This window comes from Bradyrhizobium macuxiense (genome assembly GCF_007993935.1).
GTDB classification, from domain to species: Bacteria; Pseudomonadota; Alphaproteobacteria; order Rhizobiales; family Xanthobacteraceae; genus Bradyrhizobium; species Bradyrhizobium macuxiense_A.
The window spans coordinates 281,094-304,233 of the sequence record NZ_VITY01000007.1 but is presented as its reverse complement, the minus strand read 5'-3'; the positions used below and the strand labels follow the sequence as shown (position 1 = coordinate 304,233).

The window sequence follows — 23,140 nt, the reverse complement described above, 5'->3', positions numbered from 1 at the left end:
TCGCGCGATATCGTGGTGATCGTTAGCGTAACGCGCTGTGATTTGCGCGAAGAGATTGTGATGGCCGAAGAAGCATTCGCCCTGTCGCCGATATCCGCCCGCGCGGCCCTGCCGAGCGAGGAGGACTATGCTGCGATCAGCGCGGCCTTCATGGAGACCTCGCGGGGCCGCTGGTTCCTCGGCGAATACGCCAAGCGCAACCGCAACGCCGACACCCGCATGGTGCTCGATGCGGTGGCGCGGATCGAGGACAGCCTCAGCGCGCAGCGGCAGGCCGCCGCAGCGGCGATCAGGGACGAGCAGCTGGCGCAGGCGCTGGGCGCGCTGCGCGGCGCGATCGAGGCCGCCCAGGCCTCCGCCATGTCAGCACTCGACGGCATCAGCTTCGAGCAGAATCTCGCGCCGGTGCGCAAGGGCGTGCGGGTGATCCGGGAGATCTCCTGGCGGCTGCGCGAGATCGGCAATGACGGCCGGATCTGCGACATCATCGATTCGCAGGCCAGCGCGATCGAGGCCGGTGCGTCCCAGGTTTCGATGGACGACGCCAAGGCCGTGCTGGACGCTGCCTTCGCGGCGCTGGCCCGCCGGCTCGGCGAGTTCGACCCGGACAAGGCGGCGACGCCTGCGGCCGAGCCGGCCGCGCCCGGAGCACCGGTTGCAGGACCGGCCACGGCAGCGCCGTCATCGCCGCCGGCAGCCGAAAGCGCTGCCGCCGAGAGCGCGGCCCCCGATGCGACGATAGCCGCCACGCCGCCAGCGCCGCCTCAGGAAGCCGTTGCGACGCCGAACGCCGAAGCCGCGATGCCCGCCGCAACGCCGCCCGCCGAGGCTGCCGCAGTGGCAATCCCGCAACCGAGCGAAGCCTGGCTCAAGGCCGAAGCCGCTCTGGCCGAAGCCGAGGCTGCCGAACTCGCCCGCGTCTCCGACGAGGCCGCCGCCGACGCCCATGACGAAGCGGTGCTCGACCTGATCGCGATGGAAATGGGCGCACCCGATCCGATCGACGAAGAGGCGATCGCCGAGGAAATGCGCGCCGCCGAGGAACTGCGTGTCGCCGAGGCGATGGCCGCCGAGCCCGAAATGGATGCACCGGCCATTCAGCCCGAGCCCGCACCGGTGCCCGAGCCGAAGGCCGAGCTCAAGGTTGAACCCGCACTGGTCGCTGCAACGGTGGTTGCCGAAACACCTGCGGCCGTGCCGCCGCCTCTCCCGTCCACCGTCGAGGCTGCGCCCGCTCCTGCGGCAGAAGTCTCGCTCGGCTCGACCATCATCGCCAGCGGCCTCCTGAAAAAGCCGAACGTCGCCGCCAACGATCCGCTCGCGCCGATCCGCCGCATGAGCCAGGCCGAGAAGATGGCGTTCTTCTCGTAGGCGCGGACGTGTTCACGCGACGCGTTCACCTCCGATTGACCACCCACGCTCCGTGACCCAGCTCACGTACCGCAGCCGCGTCTGCGTCTAGCGTCCCCGCGACCGGTCTCGCACCGGGATCAGCATTTGGGAGCGCGCGATGGTCCGCCTGACATCGATCATGATATCGGCCGCATTGCTCGGCCTGTTCAGCCTCTGTGCGCCCGGCGCGGCGCTTGCCGAGACCGGCGCCGTCACCGTCGGCACTGCAGCGCAGACGACTGTGCAATCCCTCGATCAGGCCGCTTCGCCGGCGACATCAGCCGCAGCGACACCGGCTGCACTACGCGGTCCCGAGCAGCGCGTGGCGCTGGTGATCGGCAATGCGAACTACGAGAATGCGCCAAAACTCGCCAATCCCGGCAACGATGCGCAGTCGATGGCCGAGCTGTTGAACGCGGCCGGCTTCGAGGTGATCTCTGCGACCGACCTCAGGCAGGGCGACATGGTGAAGGTGTTGCGGGATTTCTCCGACAAGGTCGCGGCGCGGGGCCCGAGCACGGTCGCCATGATCTACTATGCCGGGCATGGCGTGCAGCTCGCCGGCGAGAACTATCTGATTCCGGTCGATGCGAAGATCGCAACGCCGTCCGACCTCGACGGCCATGCGGTGCGCCTCGTCGACGTGATGGGCACGCTCGAGAACATCCCGAGCCGGACGCGGATCGTGGTGCTCGATGCCTGCCGCAACAACCCGTTTCCCAACGTCAACGATGCCGGCCGCGGCCTTGCCGTCGTCGATGCGCCGAACGGCTCGATCGTCGGCTATTCGACCGCGCCCGGCATGGAGGCGCAGGACGGCAACTACGGCCACAGCCCCTACACCAACGCCTTCCTGCGGCTGGCGCGCGAGCCCAATCTGCCGATCGAGCAGTTGTTCAAGCGCGTTCGCCTCGAGGTGAACTCGACGACCGACGGCCGGCAGACGCCGTGGGAGAGCTCGTCGCTGACCTCCGATTTCTATTTCTTCGGCGACACCGCTGTCGCGTCGTCCCGCGCGCCGGCGAATGGCCCTGTCGTGCAGATGGCGTCGAACCTGCCGAACCGCTCGGTGCGCCAGGCCTATGATTTCGTGCTGTCGGAGGGCCGGCCGGAATACTACGAGGAATTCATCCGGCTCTATCCGCGCGATCCGCTGTGCGACCGCATTCGCTCCCTGCTGACCAACTGGCTGCAGGTCGCGGCCTGGCACAAGGCGGTGCTCGCCAACACGCCGTTCGCCTACAAGACCTTCCACGACAATTTCGCCGGCGGCCCCTACGCGCAGCAGGCCCTGAAGCTGCAGGCCCAGCCGAAGGCGGTGCCGCTGATGCAATTCACGCGGCTGTCAAATCGTCAGGCCTTGCAGCCGATCCATGCGGGCCTGCAGGGCGCCGGCGGCAATGGCCAGATCGGCGGCGGCAGGATCGTCAACATGCCCGCGCCCGGAGCGAAGCCGGCCGGGATGCCGAACACGATTGGCAAAGGCAACATCGCGAGCCTTCCTGCTGCAAATGCCGGCAAGACCACATCAAGCCCGATCATGAGAGACAGCGACCGGCACCGCTTCCGCACCGGACGGCAGAGCATGCAAGTCGACCGGACGCGATCAGGCGGCGGTGACCGTGCAGCGGTCCACTCAACTCCGTCCGGCTCGCATGTCGGCGGCATCGGCGGCGGCCATCATGGCGGCTTCAGGCACTGATCGGCCACACCGCACAACGAAACGGGGGCAGAGCGACCATCGCCCTGCCCCCCGCTGCTTTTCAAAATGCCGATCTCAGGCGACGAGCTTCGCGAACAGGTCGGCGTCGACATTGCCGCCCGAGAGCACGATGACGACGTTCTTGTCCCTGGCGTCGATCCGCCCCGCAAGCAGTGCGGCGAGCCCGATCGCGCCACCGGGTTCGACCACGAGCTTCAGCTCGCGATAGGCAAAAGCTACAGCCGCACCAACCTCTTCGTCGGAAGCGTTGACACCGTTTGCGAGCAACTTGCTGTTGATCGCAAAGGTGAGCTCGCCCGGCATCATCGCCATCAGCGCATCGCAGATTGTGCGCGGCGCAACCGCATGCGCCTCGCGATGCCCGACCTTGAGCGATAGCGCGTGATCGTCATAGCCGGCGGGCTCGGCGACGACCACCTGGGCCTGCGGATATTTCGCCTTCACCGCGGTCGCAACGCCGGCGATCAGTCCGCCGCCCGAAGCCGGCGCCACGACGATATCAGGCGTCAGCCCGAGCGCCGCCATGTCCTCGGCGATCTCGCGGCCGGCGGTGCCCTGGCCCGCGATCACGAGCGGATCGTCATAGGGAGGCACCAGGGTCGCGCCACGCTTGCTGGCGATGCCACTCGCGATCGCCGCGCGGTCGTCGCGATCGCGATCGTAGAGCACGACTTCGGCGCCATACGACTTGGTCCGCTCACGCTTGGTGAGCGGGGAGTCCGCAGGCATCACGATGGTCGCCTGCATGTTGAGAATCTTGGCCGCCGCGGCGACGCCTTGGGCATGGTTGCCCGAGGAGAACGCGACGACGCCGCCGCTCCGCTTGTCCTGCGGGATCGAGGCGAGCTTGTTGAAGGCGCCGCGGAACTTGAACGATCCGGTCCGCTGCAGCATTTCGGGTTTGAGGAAGACCCGGCTGCCGACGCGTTCGTTGAGAACAGGGAAGGTCAGGAGCGGCGTGCGCACCGCGAACGGCGCGACCACCCTTGCGGCGGCATCGATGTCCGCGGCAGCGACGGGTGGATTTAAAACGGTGTCCGTCATCCGCAATTTGTATCGCGGCGGGCCACGGCCCGGCAAGACGCTTTAGCGTGACTCGTCTAGCGTGAGGTGGGGTGTGTGGCCGGCAGGGCTGCAAAATGGTGCTCTTCGGCACCGAATTCGAACACTTCCCCCTCGCCGTCGGGCGCGGCGGGGCGAACGTTCATGCAGCGCTCGATGAACACCCGGGCCGACGCCTGCCAGGTGTGGAGCGCGGCAAAATCGACGCAGGCCTGCCGCGGGATGCTGAGCGCCTCCAGGCAGGCATGCCGCAAATCGTCGTCGAGCACGCCGACCGGCGCCGCGCCGATCACGTCACGGGGACCGGTGACCGGAAAAGCGGCAACCGGCAGGCCGCTCGCCAATGCCTCGAGCAGCACCAAACCGAACGTATCGGTGCGGCTGGGGAAAGCGAACACGTCGGCGGCGGCATAGATCTCAGCCAATTCTTCCCCATGGCGTGCGCCGAGGAAGACGGCTTGCGGATATTTCCGCTCCAGCGCCGCCCGCGCCGGGCCGTCGCCGACCACGACCTTGGTGCCGGGCAAATCGAGATCGAGGAAGGCCTCGAGATTCTTCTCCACCGCCACCCGGCCGACGCTGAGATAGACCGGCTGCGGCAGGCAGAGGTCGACGTCGCGCGGATGGAACAGCGCGGTATCGACGCCGCGCGACCACAGCACCACGTTGCGGAAACCGCGCTGACGCAGCTCGGCGGCCAGCGCCGGGGTTGCCGCCATCACCGCCCGGCTCGGCTTGTGGAACCAGCGCAGCGCCCGCCACACCCAGGCTTCCGGAACCGGCGTCCGGGCCGAAACATATTCGGGGAAGCGGGTGTGGAAGCTCGTCGTGAACGGCAGGCCGCGCTTACGGCAATAGCGGCGGACCGAAAGCCCGATCGGGCCTTCGGTCGCGATGTGGATGCTGTCGGGTTTGGCCGCTTCGATCAGGCTGGCGACCTTGGCCCGGTACGGCAGCGCCAGCCGGAGATCGCGATAGCTCGGCATCGCGAAGGTGCGGAACTCGTCCGGCGTCAGGAAGCTGACCTCGACGCCGAGCGTGTTCGCCGCCTGTGCCATCATGGTCAGCGTGCGGACAACCCCGTTGACCTGGGGATGCCACGCATCGGTCGCGACCAGGATATGCGTCATGCAGCGCGTGCCGTCACTCGCGGAACTGGCGCGATCCGGCGCACCGGGTCGGTCCAGGTGATGATTTCGAAATGGCCGTCCTCGTGCTCGGCGAGCGCGGTGCAGCTCTCCACCCAGTCGCCGCAATTCATGTAGCGGATGCCGTGCTCGTCATGAATCGTCGCGTAGTGGATGTGACCGCAGATCACGCCGTCGCAGCCGTGACGCCGCGCCTCGCCGGCAAGCGTCGCCTCGAACGCGCCGATATAGTTCACCGCCTTCTTGACCTTCAGCTTGGCCCATTGCGACAGCGACCAGTAGGGCACGCCGAACATCTTGCGGAAGAAGTTGACGAAGCGATTCATCTGGATCGCAAAGTCGTAGGCCTTGTCGCCGAGATGGGCGAGCCAGCGCGCGTTCTGCACCACGAGATCGAAGATGTCGCCGTGGATGATGAGGTAGCGCTTGCCGTCGGCGCCGGTGTGGACGGTGTTCTCCACCACATCGATGCCGCCGAAATGCGTGCCGTAATATTTGCGCAGGAACTCGTCGTGGTTGCCCGGAACGTAGATCACCTTGGCGCCTTTGCGCGCCTTGCGCAGCATCTTCTGCACGAAATCGTTGTGGGTCTGCGGCCAGTACCAGTTCGACTTCAGCGCCCAGCCGTCGACGATATCACCAACGAGGTAGATCGTGTCGGCATCGTGAGAGCGGAGGAAGTCCAGCAGGCGGTCGGCTTGCGAACCGCGGGCTCCGAGATGGACATCGGAGATAAACAAAGTGCGAAAGCGCCGCTCGGGGCTTTCTTCACTCAAGGAGTCACTTCCCATGCCTGTGCACCTAACAGATTCCTGTGACAAGGCGATGACGATCCCCGCGACCTGAGGCTCCACAGAGAGTTAACGAGAATCAGCAGCGCGCCCCTGCCCTGCGGATAACAGCCGCATGCGACAATCTGGCGACATCGGCAGCCGCGGCTGTGAGGAACAGGCGTGGTGTTGCTGCATATCGCAGTGGAACAACGTGGGCGTGACGAATGCGTAGCCCGGATGAAGCGAAGCGTAATCCGGGTCCTTCGTGCGCGGACAAAGTGCTCCCGGATTTCGCTTCGCTGCATCCGGGCTACGAAGCTACGAGCCACACCGCTTCAATAATATTTGTGGAAGTGATGCACCGGTCCGTGGCCGCGACCGACGGCGAAGCGATCGGCGGCGGCGATCGCATCAGAGATCCAGGCCTTGGCGTTGCGCACGGCGGTCTCCATCGCTTCGCCCTTCGCGAGCCCTGCCGCGATCGCCGACGAGAGCGAGCAGCCTGTGCCGTGGGTGTTTGATGTCGCGATGCGCGGCGCCGCGAGCGCGATGCTGCGCGCGCCTTCGATCAGATAGTCGATGCTCTCGGCGCCGTGGCCGTGACCGCCCTTTACCAGCACCGCGCGACAGCCCATCGCCAGCAATCGCTTGCCCTGTTGCTCGACATCGGCCTCGCTTGAGGCAACCGGCTCGTTCAACAGCGCCGCCGCTTCCGGCAGGTTCGGCGTGATCAGCGAGGCCAGCGGAAACAGCTTGGTCTTCAGCGCATCGACCGCCTCGGCGGCAAGCAGGCGGTCGCCCGAGGTTGCGACCATCACCGGGTCGAGCACGATATGGCGCGGCGCCCAGCGCTTCAGCCCATCGGCGATCGCCGCGATGGTCTCGGCCTGCGCCACCATGCCGATTTTCACCGCGCCGACGTCGAGATCGGAGAACACGGCATCGATCTGGGCCGTGACGAAAGACGCCGGCACCGGATGGATGCCGCTGACCCCCGTGGTGTTCTGCGCGGTCAGCGCCGTGATCGCCGAGGCGCCATAGACCCCGAGCGCGGCAAAGCTCTTGAGGTCGGCCTGGATGCCCGCCCCGCCCGAGGAATCCGAGCCGGCAATGGTGAGCGCGACCGGCGTCATCTTGCGGCACCGGTGGTTGATTGGAATGAGACCATCACGAATGAGACCATCGTCTGTCCTTGCGCCTGTCCTAGCCCGGCCGCCGATTGCCAGCAAGTTCGCCTGACTTTACCGCGCGTTGGCCCTGCCTTGCCCCCTTCTGTCCCCTTGCCTTGGCCGCCGGTTTTTGGCCTATAGTCGGCCAAATCCCCGGAGACGACTTTGATGGTTCCTTTCTTCGTCCAGATCAAATGCAAGCTCGGCCAGTCCTACACCGTCGCCAATGCGCTGGCGGAAGCCGAGATTGCGTCCGAGATCTATTCCACCGCGGGCAATTACGATCTCCTGGTCAAGTTCTACGTCGACCACGACACCGACATTGGCCATTTCATCAACGAGAAGGTTCAGGTGATCCCGGGCATCCAGGACACCCTCACCATCATCACCTTCAAGGCGTTCGGCGCGAAGTAGCGATCGATCTTCACACGTGCCGGCTTGGCGAGGCGCGCCGCTAAAGCGCGATGAGATCAGTTGAATCATCATCGCGCTTTAGATTCCTGTCTAAGCATGATCTTTTCGGAAAACCGCTTCGCACTTTTCCGGATCATGCTCTAGGCTGATGGCGCCGCGTCGATCAGCGCCTTCAGGAACGTGACGACGATCCGGCCGCTGCGGCTCACTTCGCCGGCCCTCGACAAGAGCGCCATGCCGCGGCCCAATGCGATGAAGCCGGTGGCGATCTCCACGGGATCGGCCGGCGGCTGCTTGCCAAGCAACTCGAACAGGCGCGTCACCAGCACGCCCAGCGCCCGGCGGTGCTTGCGGTTGAGCTCGTTATAGCCTTGCGCGAAAGTCGGGCTGCGCAGCGCCTGCAATTGCAGCTCGATCGCCAGCACGGCGAACCCCGGATCCGAATTGGCGGTGGCGGCCCATTTTTCGAGGCCGGCCATCAGCTTCGCCGGCTCGCCCGCTGCCTGCCCCAATACGCCTTCGATTTTTGCACGCTCCTCGGATTGATGCTGTTGCACCAGTTCCAGGAGGATCGCCTCCTTGTCGGGAAAATTCGAATAGAACGCGCCCTGCGAAAATCCGGCGGCGTCGGCGATGTCGCGCACGGAGGCCTGCGCAAACCCCTTCTTGATGATCTCCTCGCGCGCCGCCTCGATCAGGAGACTCTTCGTACGGGCCTGACTTTCCTCGCGATTTAGCCTGGGCAACGGATCGGGCTCCTGAACGTGCAAATACCAATTGATTTTCAGATATCATCTGGTATCTATTTCAGATAGCAGTTGATATTTGTAACTCGACGAGTCGGCTGGACACGCACGGAGTAGCTATATCATGCAGAGCAGTCCAATGGACCGTACGCTCGCTATTCTGGCGACGCTCGCGGCGGCGACCGTCGGCGCCATGGTGATCGGTATCCTCACCACCAAGGGTTCGCAGGACTTCTTCCAGACCGCTCGCTCCGTCGAAGCCTATGGCGCGCATCTGGCGACCCCTCTGGTGCCGTTCGGTCTGCGGCTCAATCTCGGGCTCGATAATCTCTTCATGATCTTCTACGGCGCATTTTTCACCGTGCTGGCCGCCCGGCTGCGCACGATGATGGACCCGTATCTGCTGGGCATTGCGCTCGCCGCCATGATGCTCACGGTTTTGCTCGATTGCGTCGAGAACCACCACATCATGACGATGGTGCATGCGATCCAGAACGGATTGCCGCTGTCGCCGGCCGACGGGGAGCTGCAGATGATCGCCTCCCAGGTCAAGTTTCACGCCAGCTATCTCGCAGCCTTGCTGTTCTCGTTCGGCTTCCTGCAGTTCGGCAGGCTCGGCAGAACCATCGCGGTGGTGCTGTGGTGCTACGTCCCGTTCGGGGTCCTGATTTCGGTGACGCCGGTGGAGCAGGCGAAGGCGCTGGTGCTGGGACGGACGATCTTCTTCGTCTTTGCCTTCATCCTGTCCGCCGTCCTGTTCGCTTCACAGGCGAGATACCACGCTCGCAACAGCCAATAACAAGCCCGGAGGGTCCTCTCATGCCGATCTCGATGGTCACGATTGCCGGACGAAGCCTGCTCGCATTGCTGTTCATCCTTGCCGGCGTAGCCAAAATCGCTGGCCCGAAGCCGTTCCTCGACCACATGGCGGCACACCATATTCCCGGCGTGCTGTTGCCACTGGTCATCGCGCTCGAGCTTGGTGCGGGCCTGGCATTGCTGATCGGCTGGCAGTTGTCGTTTGCCGCCGGCGCGCTGGCGCTGTTTTGCCTTGCGACCGCATTCGGCTTTCACCTCGACCTCGCCGACAAAGCGGAACGAACGCTATTCTTCAAGGACCTCGCGCTTGCCGGTGGCTTGATGGTCATTGCCGCCACTGCGTGGCGCGGATAGCAGGCCAAGCAGCGCGGACAGCAAGCATCACCCGGCGCAATCAGGAAGGATCCGTCTTTTCCGCCTTGCGCGTCGGCTTTGGCGGCCCGTCGACCGGCGGCAGCGACTTGACGTAGTCGGCGATCGCGTCGCGATCGGAAGGCGAAAGCTGCGAGGTGTTGCGGATCACGCGCACCATCGAGCCGCCGGCGCTATCGCCATCCGGCGTCTGTCCGCTTTCGAGGAAATAGGCGATATCCTTCGCGCTCCAGTCCGCGATCCCCCGCGGCGTGATGTTGGGCACCCAACCTTCGCCCTCCGGATTCGGCCCACCGGCGAAACGCTGCGAGCTGACGATGCCGCCGAGGAAATTCCGCGGGCTGTGACACTCGGCGCAATGGCCGAAGCTGTTGACGAGATAGGCGCCGCGATACCAATGCGCCGAGCGGCTCGCATCCGCGATGAACGGCTTGCCGTCCATGAACAGAAATTTCCAGACCCCGACATCGCGCCTGATGTTGAAAGGAAACGGCACATCGTGATCGCGCACCTTGCCGGCGACCGGCGGCAAGGTCTTCAGATAGGCGAACAGGTCGCGCACGTCATTGACCCTGGCGTGCTGATAGGACGTGTACGGAAACGCCGGGAAGTAATGCGTCCCCGACGGCGAGGTGCCCTTCATGACAGCGGTGACGAAATCGGCCTCGCTCCACCGCCCGATGCCGTCGTTCTGGTCGGGCGAGATGTTCGGCGCGTAGAAGGTGCCGAACGGCGACGGTATCGCGAGCCCGCCGCCGAGCTTCGTGCGGTCGTCCTGCTTCGGCACGGCATGGCAGGAGGAACATCCCCCCGCATTGAACGTTGTGAGCCCGTTGGCGAGGTTAGGCTGGTAGGCTGGCAGCGCGCTCGCGGCAACGGTCGCGGGGATCGTCAGCCACCAGAACACGCCGAAGCCGATGAGGCCGGCCAGGCCGGCCAGAAGGAGAATTCGTCGCAACATTCACCGATCCGTCATTGGTCGCGTCAGTTCATCAACCAGTATGATGGCAACCGTTCGCACAAGCTCGCATCAAATTTGCCGCACTCACGATCATTTTGGGAATAAATCCGGTGAGCCGCGGTTTGAAGATTGCAACCATCGTGTGACGTCAAAGGGGAGAGAACCATGTCGAACAAGACCTTGCTTGCCACGCTGACGCTCGGCGCCGCGATTGCATTCGCGGGCCCGGCCCTTGCCGAGAAGCTGCACGCCAAGCTGGACGCCAAGTCCGAAGTGCCTGCGAATACCAGCGCCGGCACCGGCACTGCCGACATCGACTACGATGCCGCCACCAAGAAGCTGAGCTGGAAACTGACCTATTCCGGCCTCACCGGCCCGGCCACCGCAGCGCATTTCCACGGCCCCGCCGAAGCCGGCAAGAATTCCGGCGTCGCGGTCGCGATCCCGAACGCGACATCGAGCCCGGTCGAAGGCAGCGCGACGTTGACCGACGCGCAGGCCGCCGATCTGCTCGCCGGCAAGTACTATGTCAACGTCCACACCGCGGCGAACCCGGGCGGTGAGATCCGCGGCCAGGTGACGAAGTAAGACCTCAACAAGAAACGGCCGACACAACAAAGGGCGGACGCTTCACGGCGTCCGCCCTTTTCATTGATCGAACGACGATGACGGACGGCGATCAGCCCTTCTTGAGCCGATAGGTCTCGTGGCAGCCGCCGCATTGCTTGAACAGCGGCGGCATTTCCGCCTTCAGCGTATCGATATCCTTGACCCTGCCCTTGGTGTCGGCGACGGCCTTGGCGTAGCTCGCGATGTGCTGCTCGAAGCCGGCCTTGTCTTCCCAGATCTTCGGCGAGGTGGAGTAGTCGCCCTCCAGCTTGATACCCTTGCTGCTCTCCGGGAACAGCGTCGGAAGCTTCTTGGCGGTGTCTTCGAACCTTGCCAGCGCGGCATCGACGGTTGCCTGGTCGTAGGGCTTCTCGCCCTTGAGCATGGCGGCGATGGCGCCGGCGTTCTTGCCGGTTTCCTTCATCTGGGCCTGGGTCTGCTTGACCTGGTTCTGGTCGGCCACGACAGCACCGGCACTCAAGGCAAGCATCGCAGCAACGACGATAATCCGCTTCATCGGCAAAACCCCTCAATTCGTTCTGTCCCGGTCCGCAGGTACGCGGCCGGTCTGGTTTGCAAACACCGCAGGCGGAATCTTCATTCCGCCTGCGACAATTTATCAGAGAGTATGGCGGCGCTGCGCCTCGCGGATCGCGACCCAGACCCGCTCCGGCGTCGCCGGCATGTCGATGTGGTCGATCCCGAACTCGCGATGCAGCCCCTCGACGATCGCGTTGACGACCGCCGGGCATGAGCCGATCGCGCCGGCCTCGCCCGCGCCCTTCACGCCCATTGGATTGGTCGTGCAGGGAACGTTGTGGGTCTCGAACACGAAGGACGGTCCGTCCGAAGCACGCGGCATCGCATAATCCATGAAGGTGCCGGTGACGAGTTGGCCGTCGGTCTGGCTGTAGACCGCCTGCTCCATCAGCGCCTGCCCGATGCCCTGCATCGCGCCGCCGTGAACCTGGCCCGCGAGCATCAGCGGATTGAGCGTGACGCCGAAATCGTCGACGATGACGTAGCTGACGATCTTGATGATGCCGGTTGAGGGATCGATCTCGACCTCGGCGAGATGCGTGCCGTTCGGATAGGTGCCGTCGGCACTGGCGAAGGTCGCGCTCGCATTCATCTTCGATGTGTCGCCGCCGGGACGCTTGGCGAGATCGGCAAAGCTGATCGAGCGGTCGGTGCCGGCGATGCGGATGCGGCCGTCTGCGATCTCGAGGTCGCCGGTGCCGGCTTCCAGCGCCTGCGCCGCCAGCTCCTTCAGCTTGTTGCCGAGCTCATGCGTCGCCCGCTGCACGCTGACGCCGCCGGACGGAATCGATGCCGAGCCGCCGGTGCCGAGGCCGGTCGCGATCTTGTCGGTGTCGCCCTGCAGCACATGGACGCGCTCGGGCGGCACGCCGAACTGCTCGGCGACGATCTGCGCGTAAGCGGTCTGGTGGCCCTGCCCGCTCGACTGCGTGCCGATCAGGATCGAGATGTCGCCATTGGGATCGAGCGCCACATTGGCGGTCTCCTCGCCCATGGTGCCGCAGACCTCGACATAGCTCGCCATGCCGATGCCCCGCACCAGGCCGTCCTTCTTGGCCGCCTTGGCGCGCTTGCCAAACTCCTTCCAGTTGGCGATCTCCATCGCGCGCTTCATATGCGCGACGAAGTCACCGGAATCGTAGACCTTGCCGGTCGCGGTCGTGTACGGCAGCGACTTCGGTGGAATGAAGTTCTTCCGCCTGATGGCGTCAGGCGTCATGCCGAGCTTTCGCGCCGCCGCGTCGACCAGCCGCTCGATCACATAGGCCGCCTCCGGGCGGCCGGCGCCGCGATAGGCATCGACCGGCACCGTGTTGGTGAACACGGTGCGGACGCGGCAATGGAAAGCCTGGATATCATAGAGGCCTGGCAGCATGCCGGCGCCGCCATGCGGGATATAGGGCGCGAAGGTCGAGAGATAGGCGCCCATGTCGCCCATCAGATCGACATCCATGCCGAGGAATTTGCCGTCCTCGGCGAGCGCCATCTTCGCGGTGGTGAGATTGTCGCGGCCCTGCGCGTCGCCCATGAAATGGTCGGAGCGCTCGGCAGTCCATTTGACCGACTTCTTGAGCTTGCGCGCCGCGACCGAGATCAGCGCATATTCGCGATAGGGAAACAGTTTGGTGCCGAAGCCGCCGCCGACATCAGGGCAGATCACCCGCATGTTCTCCTTCGGCATCTTCAGGATCATGTCGCAGAGGATCTCACGCAGGCGGTGGCTGCCCTGGCTGCCGATCGTCAGCGTCAGGTGATCCCTCTTGGCATCGTATTCGGCGACGGCTGCGCGCGTCTCCATGAAATTGGTGATGACGCGCGGATTGACGATGGTGATCTCGGCCACCGCATGCGCCTTGGCGAACGCGGCCTCGGCGGCGCCCTTGTCGCCGATCGAGACGTCGAACAGCACATTGCCGGGCTTGTCCGGCCAGACCTGCGGCGCGTCCTTCTTCACCGCATTGACGAGACCGGCCACCGCCGGCAGCGGCGTCCACTTGACGTCGATCGCCTCGATCGCATCACGGGCATGATCGACGGTATCGGCGAACACGAAGGCGATGGCGTCGCCGACATGGCGCACCTCGTCCTTGGCCAGGATCGGATAAGGCGGCGCGATGAACGGATCGGTCTCGAGGTTGAACAGGCACGGCAGGCCGCCGAGCTCGGCGACATCGGCCGCGGTCAGAATCAGCGCCACGCCGGGCATGCCGCGGGCCTTGCCGGCATCGATCGTGTAGGTGGCATGCGCATGCGGCGAGCGCAGCATCAGCGCGTGCAATGCGGGAGACGGTGCGACGTCGTCGGTGTAGCGGCCCTTGCCGCGAATCAGAGCGTCATCCTCCTTGCGCCGCACACTCTGTCCGACGCCGAATTTGATGGGAGCTGCCATCGTCTCTCCAATTGCCTTGGTGTGTTTTGCGCATATTGGCGTGGTTGTCCGCGAAGCGCAAACGGCTTTCTGGGGGCGTTTTGCCCCTTGCGGAGCGGGTCTCGATCACTATAGCGGGATCGGGCGGAGCGGCCTCGGCTCGATGGTCTGCCGGTACTGCTCGACCGCCCGCCTGGCCTCCTCCATCCGATCCGTCTGCATGAGACCGTCTGCGTAGGCCATTCGTCGGACGAGGTGCGACGTCGCGAAGGTCCAGTACTGAGACATCAGCGGGTTGATGAACAGATCGCTGCCGCTGGTGCGGTTGGTGGCATGATAGTTTCCGAACTCACCACGCACGGCGCTTGCGATCGAATTGCAGACGATGCTCGGATGCGCGGGCTGGCGTTGGTTGGCATAGTCGACCAGATCGAGAAACGCCGCCCCTTCCGCCGTTCCCGACGACAGGGAAAAGGCACCGAGAAATCCCCCATCAGCTGTCAGTTGCGCGACGTTCTCAAGGAAGGCGTGGTGTGAGACGCCATGGAAATGATCAATCCCGAAACCGATCGCGGCGAGAAGCGCCCGCCCCGCGGTGGCATCATGCGCAGCGACGATCGATGCCGCATCCTCGATGATGGTGCCGAGTCCCGGCTCGTCGCCGAAAATAATACTGTCGGTCCCGCCGTCGATCAGCACAACCAGGTCGATCCGGTGTTGCTCGATAATCGAGCGGTAGCTGGCAGCCAGTGGCCGCACGCCACTCTTGGCAAAGGCATAGATCGGGACCGCTCGACCGCGCGTCGCAAGCCATTCCGCCAGCCACTTCTCCGGAAAATATGGAATCTCGGCAGAGCTGCGATCGACGCGCCACGTGGTCGGATTGATGCGCTCGCCGCCGCAAAGCCAGAGATTGGTGAACGAAAAATTCCCGAACACCACCTGCTTGCCGCGCGACCAAAGGCGCTCCGCCAGGGGCACACCAGCGAACACGTCGAAGCCCCCGCCACAGCCTGCGATGAGGACGTTGCTGGCCTGCTCCATGCGCTCAAGAAACGGAATCATGTGTGATGCAGCCAAAAGCGTTCGGGCGCGCCTGCCCCAACGCATTCGGGCATTATTCCAAGCAATTGACAAGATTAAAGAAATCTATACGCGCCGGAGTGCGAACAGCCAGCCGCGGCCGAACAGTGTGAGGATCAGCAGGGCGTAGACGAAGACGCCGACCGCGATCAGCAGCAGCAGGATCATCTCGTCGCGGAAGATCTGCATCGGCGCGAACCACACATAGGCGAAATGCGAGGTCAGCCACAGCGCGAGCGCGAGCAGCACGCCGCACAGCGCAAAGGTGCCGAACGAGCGGATCAGCGCGCGATCGAGCGCGAGATAGCCGCGGCGCACGGCGAACATCAGCACCAGCAGCAGGTTGACCCAAGCGCCGATCGCGGTCGCCAGCGCCAGCCCGACCTGCGCAAGCGTGCCGACCAGCGCGATCTTCAGCGCGACGTTGACCGCGACCCCGGTCAGCGCCGCCTTCACCGGGGTTGCGGTGTCCTTGCGGGCGTAGAAGGTCGCAACCGCGCTGCGGATCATCACGAACGGGATCAGCCCGACCGCATAGGCCGCGAGCGTCGCGCCCGCGCTTGCGGCATCGGCCTTCGAGAACGCGCCGCGGGCGAACATCGCGCGCATGATCGGATCGGCAACCGTCAGGAACGCCGCCACGAACGGCACCGAGAACAGCAGCGTGAAATCGAAGGCGCGGCGCTGCGCGGCCATGGCGCCGGCGTGATCGTCGGCGGTCAGGCGCCGCGACATCTCCGGCAGCAGCACGGTGCCGATCGCAATCCCGATCACGCCGATCGGCAATTGGTTGAGGCGGTCGGCATAATACAGCGCCGACAGCGCGCCCGCGGGCAGGAAGGTCGCGATGATGGTGTCGGCGAACAGGGCGACCTGGGTTCCCATCGAGCCCAGCGTTGCCGGCCCCAACGCGCGGAAGAAGGCGCGAACGTCCTCGTCGAGCTTCAAGGGCGCGAACCGCGGCAGGCCGCCGTGACGCGCGAGGTCGCCGGCGAGCAGGGCAAATTGCAGGAAGCCCGAGATCAGGACGCCCCAGGCCGCGGCATGACCGGCGCTGGGGAAGAACGCCGCAAGCGCCAGCGTCATCATCATCGCAAGGTTGAGGAAGATCGGCGCCGCGGCGGCGCTGGCGAACCGATGCATCACATTGAGCATGCCGCCATAGAGCGTCACCAGCGTGATCAGCAGCAGATAGGGGAATGTGATCCGCGTCAGCTCGATCGCGAGCTTGCGCTGGGCGGCATCCTCGGTGAAGCCCGGCGCGAGAATGCTCATCGCCTGCGGCATGAACGCCATCGCCACAACCAGCAGGATCACCTGCGAGGCGAACAGCAGCGTGAAGATGCGGTCGGCGAACAGCCGCGCCGAGGCCTCGCCCCGTTCGCCATGGACATGGGCATAGGCCGGCACGAAGGCGGCGTTGAAGGCGCCTTCGGCGAAGATCGCACGGAAATGATTGGGCAGCCGCAGGGCCACGAAGAAGGCGTCGGCGACCGGCCCGGCACCGAGGATCGCCGCGAGCATGATGTCGCGCGCGAACCCGGTGACCCGCGATAGCAGGGTGTAGCCGCCGACGGTGAAGATGCGCCCAAGCATGCGCTGCTTCTAGCGCATGATTGCGTTACGAAAAAGTTTCGTATCAGGCCGTTAACGATTTAGGCATGATCGAGCCCGAAAACCGGAAACCACTTTTCGGGATCATGCCTGTAGCGCGCTGCGCACAGCCGCGATGACGCGGTCCTGCGCTGCCTCGTCGAGATAGGGGTGCATCGGCAGGGCGATGACGTCCTTCGACAGCCGCTCGCTGACCGGCAGGCCGCCGTCGGCAACCGGATAGTGGCTGTAGGCCGTCTGCTGATGGACCGACTTCGGATAGTAGATCATGGTCGGGACGCCCTGCGCCTTCAGCGCGGCCGCGAAGGCGTCGCGATCGATGCCCTCGGACAGGCGGATGGTGTACTGCGCCCACACCGAGGTGCAGCCGGGAGCCACGCGCGGCACCGCGACGAGGTTGCCGAGCGCGCGCGAATAGCGTTCCGCGACCTTGTTGCGCGCCGCAATCTCGTCGTCGAAGATCTTCAGCTTCTCGAGCAGGATCGCCGCCTGCATGGTGTCGAGCCGCGCCGTGAGGCCGAGCCGGACGTTGTCGTACTTGTCCGAGCCCTGGCCGTGAACGCGGATGCTGCGCAGCGTGCGCGCGAGTTCCTCGTCGTCGGTGAAGATCGCGCCGCCGTCGCCGAAGCAGCCGAGCGGCTTGGCCGGGAAGAAGCTGGTCCCGGTCGCGAGACCGAAGGTGCCGAGCCTGCGGTTCTTGTAGGTCGCGCCAAAGCCCTGCGCGGCGTCATCCAGCACAAAAAGGCCCTCGGCCTCGGCGACCGCGCTGATCGCATCGTGATCGGCGCTCTGGCCGAACAGATCGACCGGGATCACGGCCACCGGCTTCAGCCCGCGCGCCCGCGCCGTCGCAATGCCGCGCTTCAGCGAGTTGATGTCGATGTTGAAGGTCTCCTCGTCGACATCGACGAACACCGGCGTCGCGCCGGTCAGCGTCACGACTTCGCCGGTCGCGCAGAAAGTGAAGGTCGGGCACAGCACCGCATCGCCCGGACCGACATTCTTCGCCATCAGGACCATCAGCAGCGCGTCGGTGCCGCTGGCGCAGCTCACCACATGCTTGGCGCCGGTATAGTCGGCCAGCGCCTTCTCCAGCGCGGTGACCTCGGGCCCGTTGATGAACTGGCAATGGTCGAGCACGCGCGCGACCGCGTCATCGATCGACTTGCCGAGCCGCCGGCGCTGCGCGGAAATATCGATGAAGGGAATGGGCTCAAGCTGCATATGCTGGTTCATGGAAGCTCTTTGCACGTGTTGAATGGATGACAATCAGCCGGTGAAGACAATCAGCCGGCGATGCGGCGCGGTCCCTTGCGCATCGTCGTGGCGGCCGGCCGCGCGGGCGATTCCAGGCAGCGGATCGCGATCTCGAGGCTGGCGACGCCTTCGTCGCCGGACACCGCCGGCAGCTTGCCGCTGCGCACGGCATCGAGGAAAGCGATCAGTTCGGCGCGGAGCGGCTCGTCGTGTCCGACCGGCAGGTGCCGCATCGAATAGCTGCCGTCCGGCTTGAAGCCGAAACATTCGGTGACCTGGCGCGTCAGCAGGTCGCCCATCACATACTTGCCGCGGGTTGCGACGGTGACGTTGCGCGCCTTGAACGGCGTCAGCCAGTTAGTGTTGATGTGGGCGAGCACGCCGGACGCGGTGCGGAATTGCAGCAGCGCGATGTCCTCGCGCTCGGCGACCGCGCTCGAGAGCTGCGGCTGCACCTCGACGATGTCGGACTCGGTGAACCAGCGGATCAGGTCGATGTCATGCACGGCGAGATCGATCACGACGCCGACATTGGACATCCGCGGCGGGAACGGGCCGACCCGGGTGATGCCGATCGACAGGATGTCCTCACCCGAGATCGCCTGCTTGATCGCGGCGACCGCCGGATTGAAGCGCTCGACATGGCCGACCATCAGCGTGACGCCGGCCCGCTCGGCGGCGGCGACGATCTCGCGGCCCTCTTCGACCGTGGATGCGACCGGCTTCTCGACCAGGATGTGGATGTTGCGCGCGATACAGGCGAGCGCGATCTCGTGATGCAGATGGGTGGGAGCTGCGATCGTCACCGCATCGATGCCCTCGGCGAGCAGCTGATCGAGGGTCTCGAAGGCGCGGCAGCCGACCAGGTCGATGGCGCGCGTGCGATGTTCGGGCAGCGGATCGACGATGCCGATCAGCAGGACGCCGGGCAGTCCGGCCAGCACGCGGGCATGGTTGCTGCCCATCACCCCGGCGCCGATCACGCCGACGCGCAAGGCGCGGCCGATATCGGCCTTCGCGCCGGCTGCGGACACTTTTGCATTCATATCGTAGACCCCAAGTAACGTTCTGGCGGTTGTCCCGGCTCCTCAGGGAGCCACACCGGCTCCGAGGGAATCAGCACCTAGGCCCTCTTCCCGATCTGCGCCTTCGGCGCAAATCACCCCGCTTCGTTGGCAGCCGCTATAGCACGGCGTCACAAATGTGGCGATTACCAAGGGCGAAATCCGGACACGTTTTGATTCAAAGAGTTACATCGCCCCGCGCCCGAAGATTCGCGCGGGAACCGGCTCCCTCAGCTGCGCTGGTAGTCATCCTCGATGCGGATGATGTCGTCCTCGCCGAGATAGCTGCCGGTCTGCACCTCGATCAGCTCGAGCTGGATCTTGCCGGGATTCTCCAGCCGGTGCACCGCGCCGATCGGGATGTAGATCGACTCGTTCTCGTGCACCGTCTTGATCAGCTCGTTGACGGTGACCTGCGCGGTGCCGCGCACCACGATCCAGTGCTCGGAGCGGTGATGGTGCTTCTGCAGGGACAGCCGCCCGCCCGGCTTGACGATGATGCGCTTGACCTGGTGGCGGTCGCCATTGTCGACCGACTGATAGGAGCCCCAGGGGCGATGCACCTTGATGTGATTCTCGGTCACCTCGGGCGCGGCGACCTTCAATTTCGCGACCAGCCGCTTCAGCCCGTTGGCGTCCTTCTGGCGCGACACCAGCACGGCGTCCTGTGTCGCGACCACGACGAGATCGTCGACGCCTTCGAGCGCGACCAGCGCCCGATCGGTCGCGACGTTGCAATTGCGGCTGTCCTCGAACACCGCCGCACCGCGCGCCGCATTGCCGAGGGTGTCCTTGTCGGACAGCTCCCAGACCTGACGCCACGAGCCGATGTCGGACCAGCCGCACGCCACCGGCACCACCGCGGCATGAGCGGTCTTCTCCATCACTGCGTAGTCGATCGAAGTCGCCTTTGCCGCGGCGAATGCCGATGCATCGAGCTTGACGAAGCCGAGATCGCGCGCAGCTGACGCGACCGACTGCTCCACCGAGGCAATGCTGTCCGCATCGACATTGCGATACTCGTCAAGCAGCACGCTGGCGCGGAACATGAAGTTGCCGCTATTCCAGAGATAACCCGCATCGATATAGCCTGCCGCTGTCGCGGCATCCGGCTTCTCAACGAATTTTGCCACCGCGCGCACCTCGCCGGCGACCACCTCACCCGGGCTGATGTAGCCGTATTCGGTGGCGGGCCGTTCCGGCTTGACGCCGAAGGTCACGATGCGGCCGGCTTCGGCAGCCACCAATCCGCCGCGGCACGCGGCAACGAAGGCCGGCGTGTCGCGCACCAGATGGTCGGCGGCGAGCGCCAGCACAATCGCTTCGCCGTCACGGCTCTGCGCGAATGCTGCACCGGCCGCAATGGCGGGCCCGGAGTCGCGGCGCATCGGCTCGAGCAGCACGTCGGCCTCGCGGCCAACCTCGGCCAGCTGCTCCAGCACCATGAAGCGATAGGCCTCGTTGGTGATCACGATCGGCCGTTCGAACAGGCCGGCATCGGAGACCCGCAGCAGCGTCTCCTGGAAGGTCGAGCGCGCCCCGAACAGCGACAGGAACTGCTTCGGATGCACCTCGCGTGACGCCGGCCAGAGCCGCGTGCCCGCGCCGCCACACATGATCAGGGGAATAATTCGTCGGTCCATCGATGCCTCAAGTCCTGTCGTGCAGGTCCAATGGTACCCGTCCGCGGACGGCATACCAAACTGGCCCGGGCCGCCGCGGCCGGCAGCCCCTTTTTACCTTGGGAAGCACTGCCCGAGCAGTCACGCGCCCCCACGCGTCTGGTCGGATTTTACCGGTATCGTAAACCCCCGGTGAGCGGCGGGGCGTCCCCGCTCCGGCCTCTTTAGCCGCCCCTTCGCACCTGCCGCAATAGGGACCAGTACGGGTATTGCCAGATCGGTGCGGAAACCATACCAAGGCGGCGAATTTGGGCGCGCGAAAGCGTTTTGCGCTGTTTTTGACACATCCTGAAACCTGGCAGCGCGAACGGAAATGCGCCGAATCCTGCTCTCGACCGTCAAGATCCTGATCTCGGCCGCGCTGCTCTATTTCTCGTTGCGCAAGGTCAATCTGTACGATCTGGCCTCCCGCATCCAGGTTGAGAGCCTGGGCTGGCTCGGCCTCGCAATTGCGGTCACCTTCCTGCAGATCTTCCTCGGGGTGCTGCGCTGGCGCGAGATCAGCGTCGAGTGCGGCGCGCCGCTGGAGACCGCGCAGGCGATGCGCTTCAACGTGATCGGCACCTTCTTCAACCAGACCCTGCCGTCCTCGATCGGCGGCGACGCCGTGCGGCTCTGGCTCGTCGCGCGCGCCGGTGCCGGCTGGCGCGCGGCCACCTATTCGATCTTCGTCGACCGCGCGGTCGGACTGATCGCGCTCGCCGTCGTGATCGCGGCCACCCTGCCCTGGAGCTACCGGCTGATCTCCGATTCCAACGGCTGGACCGCATTGCTGCTGCTCGACCTCGCGGCGCTTGCGGCCGGATTCGGCTTCCTGGTGATCGGCCTGTTGCCGTGGGCCTGGCTGAAGCAGTGGTGGGCGACCCACCACATCCACGCCTGCGCGGTCATCGCGAACCGGGTGCTGTTCAGCCGCAAGCACGGATTGCGGGTGGCAACCCTCTCGATCGCCATTCACGTTGTGACCGTCGTGATCGCCTGGTGCGTGGTGAAGTCGATCACCGCCCCGGTCACCTTCGGCCAGATCTTCCAGCTGCTGCCACCGGTGATGCTGATCACGATGATGCCGATCTCGATCGCCGGCTGGGGCGTGCGCGAGGCCACCATGGCGCTGGCCTTCGGCTATGCCGGATTGATCGCTAATGAGGGCGTCAACATCTCGCTGCTGTTCGGCGCGGTGTCGTTCGTGGTCGGCGTATTCGGCGGCCTGGTGTGGATCCTGAGCCCGGAAAAGGCCGCCAAGGGCGCAGAGCCGATCGAAGTCCCGGGATCACAATCGTGAGTCCCGGGATCACAAGCGTGAGTCCCGGGATCGCAATGACCGGACCAGAATGAGCGTTTTCGAAACCCTCCTGTTGTTGATCGCCGCGGTTCTTGCCGCAGCGATCTCGGCCGTCCTGATCCAGCTGACGCGGCCGCTATTGCTGCGCGTGGCGCTGGCGAAGCCGAATGCGCGCTCGTCGCACCGCATTCCAACTCCGCAGGGCGCCGGCATCGCGGTCACCGCAGCCACGCTGCTCGCGGGCGGGATCGTCATCGCGCTGGTCGGATCGCCCTTCCTGACGATTCCATTCACCGTCTTCTCGGCCTGCCTGTTCATCGCGGTGGTGGGCTTTGCCGACGACATCCGCTCCCTGCCCGTGGTCCCGCGGCTGCTGCTGCAGGCTGCCGCGGTTGCGGCCGTGCTGTTCTCGGTGCCGGGCGAGCTGAGGCTGGTCCCGGCCTGCCCGCTCTGGCTCGAACGCGGCCTGCTGCTGATCGCCGGCCTCTGGTTCGTGAACCTCGTCAACTTCATGGACGGGCTCGATTTGATGACCGCGGCCGAGGCCGTGCCGATCACCGTGGCGGTCGCCCTGCTCGGCAGCTTCGGCCATGTCCCGGTCGCTCCGGCGCTGGTCGCGGCGGCGCTCTGCGGCGCGCTGCTCGGCTTCGCGCCGTTCAACCGGCCGGTGGCAAAGATATTCCTCGGCGATGTCGGCAGCCTGCCGATCGGCCTGCTGCTCGGCTGGTGCCTGCTTGAGCTCGCCCTGCGCCAGCAATTCGCCGCCGCGCTGCTGCTGCCGCTGTACTATTTGACGGATGCGACGGTCACGCTGTTTCGCCGCATGATCCGGCGCGAGCCGTTCTGGGCCGCGCACCGCTCGCACTTCTATCAGCGCGCGACCGACAACGGATTCACGGTGTGGCGCGTGGTCGGCGAGGTCTTTGCGCTCAATTTGGTGCTGGCGCTGCTCGCATTCGCCTCGGTCGCCCTCAACTCGCTGGCTGCTGACCTCGCCCTGCTGCTGGCCGGCGCGATCGCCGTCGCCTGGCAGCTGCGCCGGTTCTCGCGCACGTTCTGATC

General features: G+C 65.3%; 21 protein-coding genes. 8 read left to right on the top strand and 13 right to left on the bottom strand.

What is annotated here, in order from left to right:
• Positions 1-60: 60 nt before the first annotated feature.
• Positions 61-1,371 carry a hypothetical protein gene (locus tag FBZ93_RS20435; protein WP_146987886.1) on the top strand — a complete coding sequence of 437 codons (1,311 nt, stop codon included), beginning with the start codon at positions 61-63 and terminating at the stop codon, positions 1,369-1,371.
• 139 nt (positions 1,372-1,510) lie between these two features.
• A complete protein-coding gene (locus FBZ93_RS20430) occupies positions 1,511-3,094 on the top strand; it encodes a caspase family protein (RefSeq protein WP_246667565.1) in 1,584 nt (527 codons plus the stop codon).
• 75 nt (positions 3,095-3,169) lie between these two features.
• On the opposite strand, the gene FBZ93_RS20425 is transcribed toward FBZ93_RS20430, so the two are convergent.
• The 4 genes from FBZ93_RS20425 to thiD form a co-directional block, all read right to left on the bottom strand.
• Positions 3,170-4,159: a threonine/serine dehydratase gene (locus FBZ93_RS20425; protein ID WP_146987884.1), complete on the bottom strand. Its 990-nt coding sequence runs from the start codon at positions 4,157-4,159 to the stop codon at positions 3,170-3,172.
• Positions 4,160-4,215: 56 nt separating this feature from the next.
• On the bottom strand, positions 4,216-5,307 hold the full coding sequence (locus FBZ93_RS20420) for a glycosyltransferase family 4 protein (RefSeq protein ID WP_146987882.1): 1,092 nt from the start codon (positions 5,305-5,307) through the stop codon (positions 4,216-4,218).
• Positions 5,304-6,116: a UDP-2,3-diacylglucosamine diphosphatase gene (locus FBZ93_RS20415; protein ID WP_050423189.1), complete on the bottom strand. Its 813-nt coding sequence runs from the start codon at positions 6,114-6,116 to the stop codon at positions 5,304-5,306. Before FBZ93_RS20415 ends, FBZ93_RS20420 begins: the two co-directional genes overlap by 4 nt.
• Positions 6,117-6,433: 317 nt before the next feature.
• Entirely contained in the window at positions 6,434-7,231 is a 798-nt protein-coding gene (gene thiD, locus FBZ93_RS20410; protein WP_146987880.1) for a bifunctional hydroxymethylpyrimidine kinase/phosphomethylpyrimidine kinase, read from the bottom strand.
• A gap of 204 nt (positions 7,232-7,435) precedes the next feature.
• Here thiD and FBZ93_RS20405 point away from each other — a divergent pair, with 204 nt between their 5' ends.
• Positions 7,436-7,681 carry an Lrp/AsnC ligand binding domain-containing protein gene (locus FBZ93_RS20405; protein ID WP_016845986.1) on the top strand — a complete coding sequence of 82 codons (246 nt, stop codon included), beginning with the start codon at positions 7,436-7,438 and terminating at the stop codon, positions 7,679-7,681.
• Positions 7,682-7,821: 140 nt separating this feature from the next.
• Here FBZ93_RS20405 and FBZ93_RS20400 read toward each other — a convergent pair whose 3' ends face one another.
• The gene (locus FBZ93_RS20400; protein WP_167529124.1) at positions 7,822-8,427 is read right to left on the bottom strand and encodes a TetR/AcrR family transcriptional regulator; all 606 of its coding nucleotides are present in this window, start codon (positions 8,425-8,427) and stop codon (positions 7,822-7,824) included.
• 124 nt (positions 8,428-8,551) lie between these two features.
• On the opposite strand from FBZ93_RS20400, the gene FBZ93_RS20395 reads away from it, so the two are divergent.
• Together FBZ93_RS20395 and FBZ93_RS20390 are read left to right on the top strand one after the other, a co-directional pair.
• Positions 8,552-9,226, top strand: a complete 675-nt coding sequence (locus FBZ93_RS20395; RefSeq protein WP_167529123.1) for a hypothetical protein — start codon at positions 8,552-8,554, stop codon at positions 9,224-9,226.
• Between the two features lie 20 nt (positions 9,227-9,246).
• On the top strand, positions 9,247-9,600 hold the full coding sequence (locus FBZ93_RS20390) for a DoxX family membrane protein (protein WP_146987875.1): 354 nt from the start codon (positions 9,247-9,249) through the stop codon (positions 9,598-9,600).
• A gap of 40 nt (positions 9,601-9,640) precedes the next feature.
• Here FBZ93_RS20390 and FBZ93_RS20385 read toward each other — a convergent pair whose 3' ends face one another.
• Positions 9,641-10,579, bottom strand: a complete 939-nt coding sequence (locus FBZ93_RS20385; RefSeq protein WP_146987874.1) for a c-type cytochrome — start codon at positions 10,577-10,579, stop codon at positions 9,641-9,643.
• A gap of 165 nt (positions 10,580-10,744) precedes the next feature.
• Between FBZ93_RS20385 and FBZ93_RS20380 the strand changes: the two genes are divergently transcribed.
• Entirely contained in the window at positions 10,745-11,167 is a 423-nt protein-coding gene (locus FBZ93_RS20380; protein ID WP_146987872.1) for a CHRD domain-containing protein, read from the top strand.
• A gap of 91 nt (positions 11,168-11,258) precedes the next feature.
• Here FBZ93_RS20380 and FBZ93_RS20375 read toward each other — a convergent pair whose 3' ends face one another.
• The 7 genes from FBZ93_RS20375 to FBZ93_RS20345 form a co-directional block, all read right to left on the bottom strand.
• Complete coding sequence (locus tag FBZ93_RS20375) at positions 11,259-11,705, bottom strand: c-type cytochrome (RefSeq protein ID WP_146987870.1); 447 nt, start codon at positions 11,703-11,705, stop codon at positions 11,259-11,261.
• Positions 11,706-11,807: 102 nt separating this feature from the next.
• Entirely contained in the window at positions 11,808-14,117 is a 2,310-nt protein-coding gene (locus FBZ93_RS20370; RefSeq protein ID WP_146987868.1) for a xanthine dehydrogenase family protein molybdopterin-binding subunit, read from the bottom strand.
• Between the two features lie 108 nt (positions 14,118-14,225).
• Complete coding sequence (locus tag FBZ93_RS20365) at positions 14,226-15,161, bottom strand: DUF1152 domain-containing protein (RefSeq protein ID WP_167529122.1); 936 nt, start codon at positions 15,159-15,161, stop codon at positions 14,226-14,228.
• Between the two features lie 84 nt (positions 15,162-15,245).
• Complete coding sequence (gene murJ, locus FBZ93_RS20360) at positions 15,246-16,775, bottom strand: murein biosynthesis integral membrane protein MurJ (protein ID WP_146987864.1); 1,530 nt, start codon at positions 16,773-16,775, stop codon at positions 15,246-15,248.
• Between the two features lie 102 nt (positions 16,776-16,877).
• The gene (locus FBZ93_RS20355; RefSeq protein WP_074130158.1) at positions 16,878-18,029 is read right to left on the bottom strand and encodes a DegT/DnrJ/EryC1/StrS family aminotransferase; all 1,152 of its coding nucleotides are present in this window, start codon (positions 18,027-18,029) and stop codon (positions 16,878-16,880) included.
• A 50-nt stretch (positions 18,030-18,079) separates the two neighbouring features.
• Positions 18,080-19,096 carry a Gfo/Idh/MocA family protein gene (locus tag FBZ93_RS20350; RefSeq protein WP_146987862.1) on the bottom strand — a complete coding sequence of 339 codons (1,017 nt, stop codon included), beginning with the start codon at positions 19,094-19,096 and terminating at the stop codon, positions 18,080-18,082.
• A 248-nt stretch (positions 19,097-19,344) separates the two neighbouring features.
• Positions 19,345-20,757 (bottom strand): mannose-1-phosphate guanylyltransferase/mannose-6-phosphate isomerase, encoded by a 1,413-nt coding sequence (locus FBZ93_RS20345; RefSeq protein ID WP_146987860.1) that lies wholly within the window; start codon positions 20,755-20,757, stop codon positions 19,345-19,347.
• 352 nt (positions 20,758-21,109) lie between these two features.
• Between FBZ93_RS20345 and FBZ93_RS20340 the strand changes: the two genes are divergently transcribed.
• Both FBZ93_RS20340 and FBZ93_RS20335 read left to right on the top strand, forming a co-directional pair.
• Positions 21,110-22,078 carry a lysylphosphatidylglycerol synthase transmembrane domain-containing protein gene (locus FBZ93_RS20340; protein ID WP_146987858.1) on the top strand — a complete coding sequence of 323 codons (969 nt, stop codon included), beginning with the start codon at positions 21,110-21,112 and terminating at the stop codon, positions 22,076-22,078.
• A 49-nt stretch (positions 22,079-22,127) separates the two neighbouring features.
• The gene (locus FBZ93_RS20335) at positions 22,128-23,138 is read left to right on the top strand and encodes a glycosyl transferase (RefSeq protein ID WP_146987856.1); all 1,011 of its coding nucleotides are present in this window, start codon (positions 22,128-22,130) and stop codon (positions 23,136-23,138) included.
• Positions 23,139-23,140 lie beyond the last annotated feature (2 nt).

Coding starts and splice junctions, on each gene's coding strand:
- thiD (WP_146987880.1), bottom strand. CDS start 7,231: ATGACGCCGGTCGCGCTCACCATTGCCGGCTCGGATTCCTCGGGCGGG.
- FBZ93_RS20375 (WP_146987870.1), bottom strand. CDS start 11,705: ATGAAGCGGATTATCGTCGTTGCTGCGATGCTTGCCTTGAGTGCCGGT.
- FBZ93_RS20335 (WP_146987856.1), top strand. CDS start 22,128: ATGAGCGTTTTCGAAACCCTCCTGTTGTTGATCGCCGCGGTTCTTGCC.
- FBZ93_RS20340 (WP_146987858.1), top strand. CDS start 21,110: ATGCGCCGAATCCTGCTCTCGACCGTCAAGATCCTGATCTCGGCCGCG.
- FBZ93_RS20390 (WP_146987875.1), top strand. CDS start 9,247: ATGCCGATCTCGATGGTCACGATTGCCGGACGAAGCCTGCTCGCATTG.
- FBZ93_RS20415 (WP_050423189.1), bottom strand. CDS start 6,116: ATGGGAAGTGACTCCTTGAGTGAAGAAAGCCCCGAGCGGCGCTTTCGC.
- FBZ93_RS20345 (WP_146987860.1), bottom strand. CDS start 20,757: ATGGACCGACGAATTATTCCCCTGATCATGTGTGGCGGCGCGGGCACG.
- FBZ93_RS20420 (WP_146987882.1), bottom strand. CDS start 5,307: ATGACGCATATCCTGGTCGCGACCGATGCGTGGCATCCCCAGGTCAAC.
- FBZ93_RS20350 (WP_146987862.1), bottom strand. CDS start 19,096: ATGAATGCAAAAGTGTCCGCAGCCGGCGCGAAGGCCGATATCGGCCGC.
- FBZ93_RS20425 (WP_146987884.1), bottom strand. CDS start 4,159: ATGACGGACACCGTTTTAAATCCACCCGTCGCTGCCGCGGACATCGAT.
- FBZ93_RS20435 (WP_146987886.1), top strand. CDS start 61: ATGGCCGAAGAAGCATTCGCCCTGTCGCCGATATCCGCCCGCGCGGCC.
- FBZ93_RS20405 (WP_016845986.1), top strand. CDS start 7,436: ATGGTTCCTTTCTTCGTCCAGATCAAATGCAAGCTCGGCCAGTCCTAC.
- FBZ93_RS20355 (WP_074130158.1), bottom strand. CDS start 18,029: ATGAACCAGCATATGCAGCTTGAGCCCATTCCCTTCATCGATATTTCC.
- FBZ93_RS20370 (WP_146987868.1), bottom strand. CDS start 14,117: ATGGCAGCTCCCATCAAATTCGGCGTCGGACAGAGTGTGCGGCGCAAG.
- FBZ93_RS20430 (WP_246667565.1), top strand. CDS start 1,511: ATGGTCCGCCTGACATCGATCATGATATCGGCCGCATTGCTCGGCCTG.
- murJ (WP_146987864.1), bottom strand. CDS start 16,775: ATGCTTGGGCGCATCTTCACCGTCGGCGGCTACACCCTGCTATCGCGG.
- FBZ93_RS20395 (WP_167529123.1), top strand. CDS start 8,552: ATGCAGAGCAGTCCAATGGACCGTACGCTCGCTATTCTGGCGACGCTC.
- FBZ93_RS20365 (WP_167529122.1), bottom strand. CDS start 15,161: ATGATTCCGTTTCTTGAGCGCATGGAGCAGGCCAGCAACGTCCTCATC.
- FBZ93_RS20380 (WP_146987872.1), top strand. CDS start 10,745: ATGTCGAACAAGACCTTGCTTGCCACGCTGACGCTCGGCGCCGCGATT.
- FBZ93_RS20385 (WP_146987874.1), bottom strand. CDS start 10,579: ATGTTGCGACGAATTCTCCTTCTGGCCGGCCTGGCCGGCCTCATCGGC.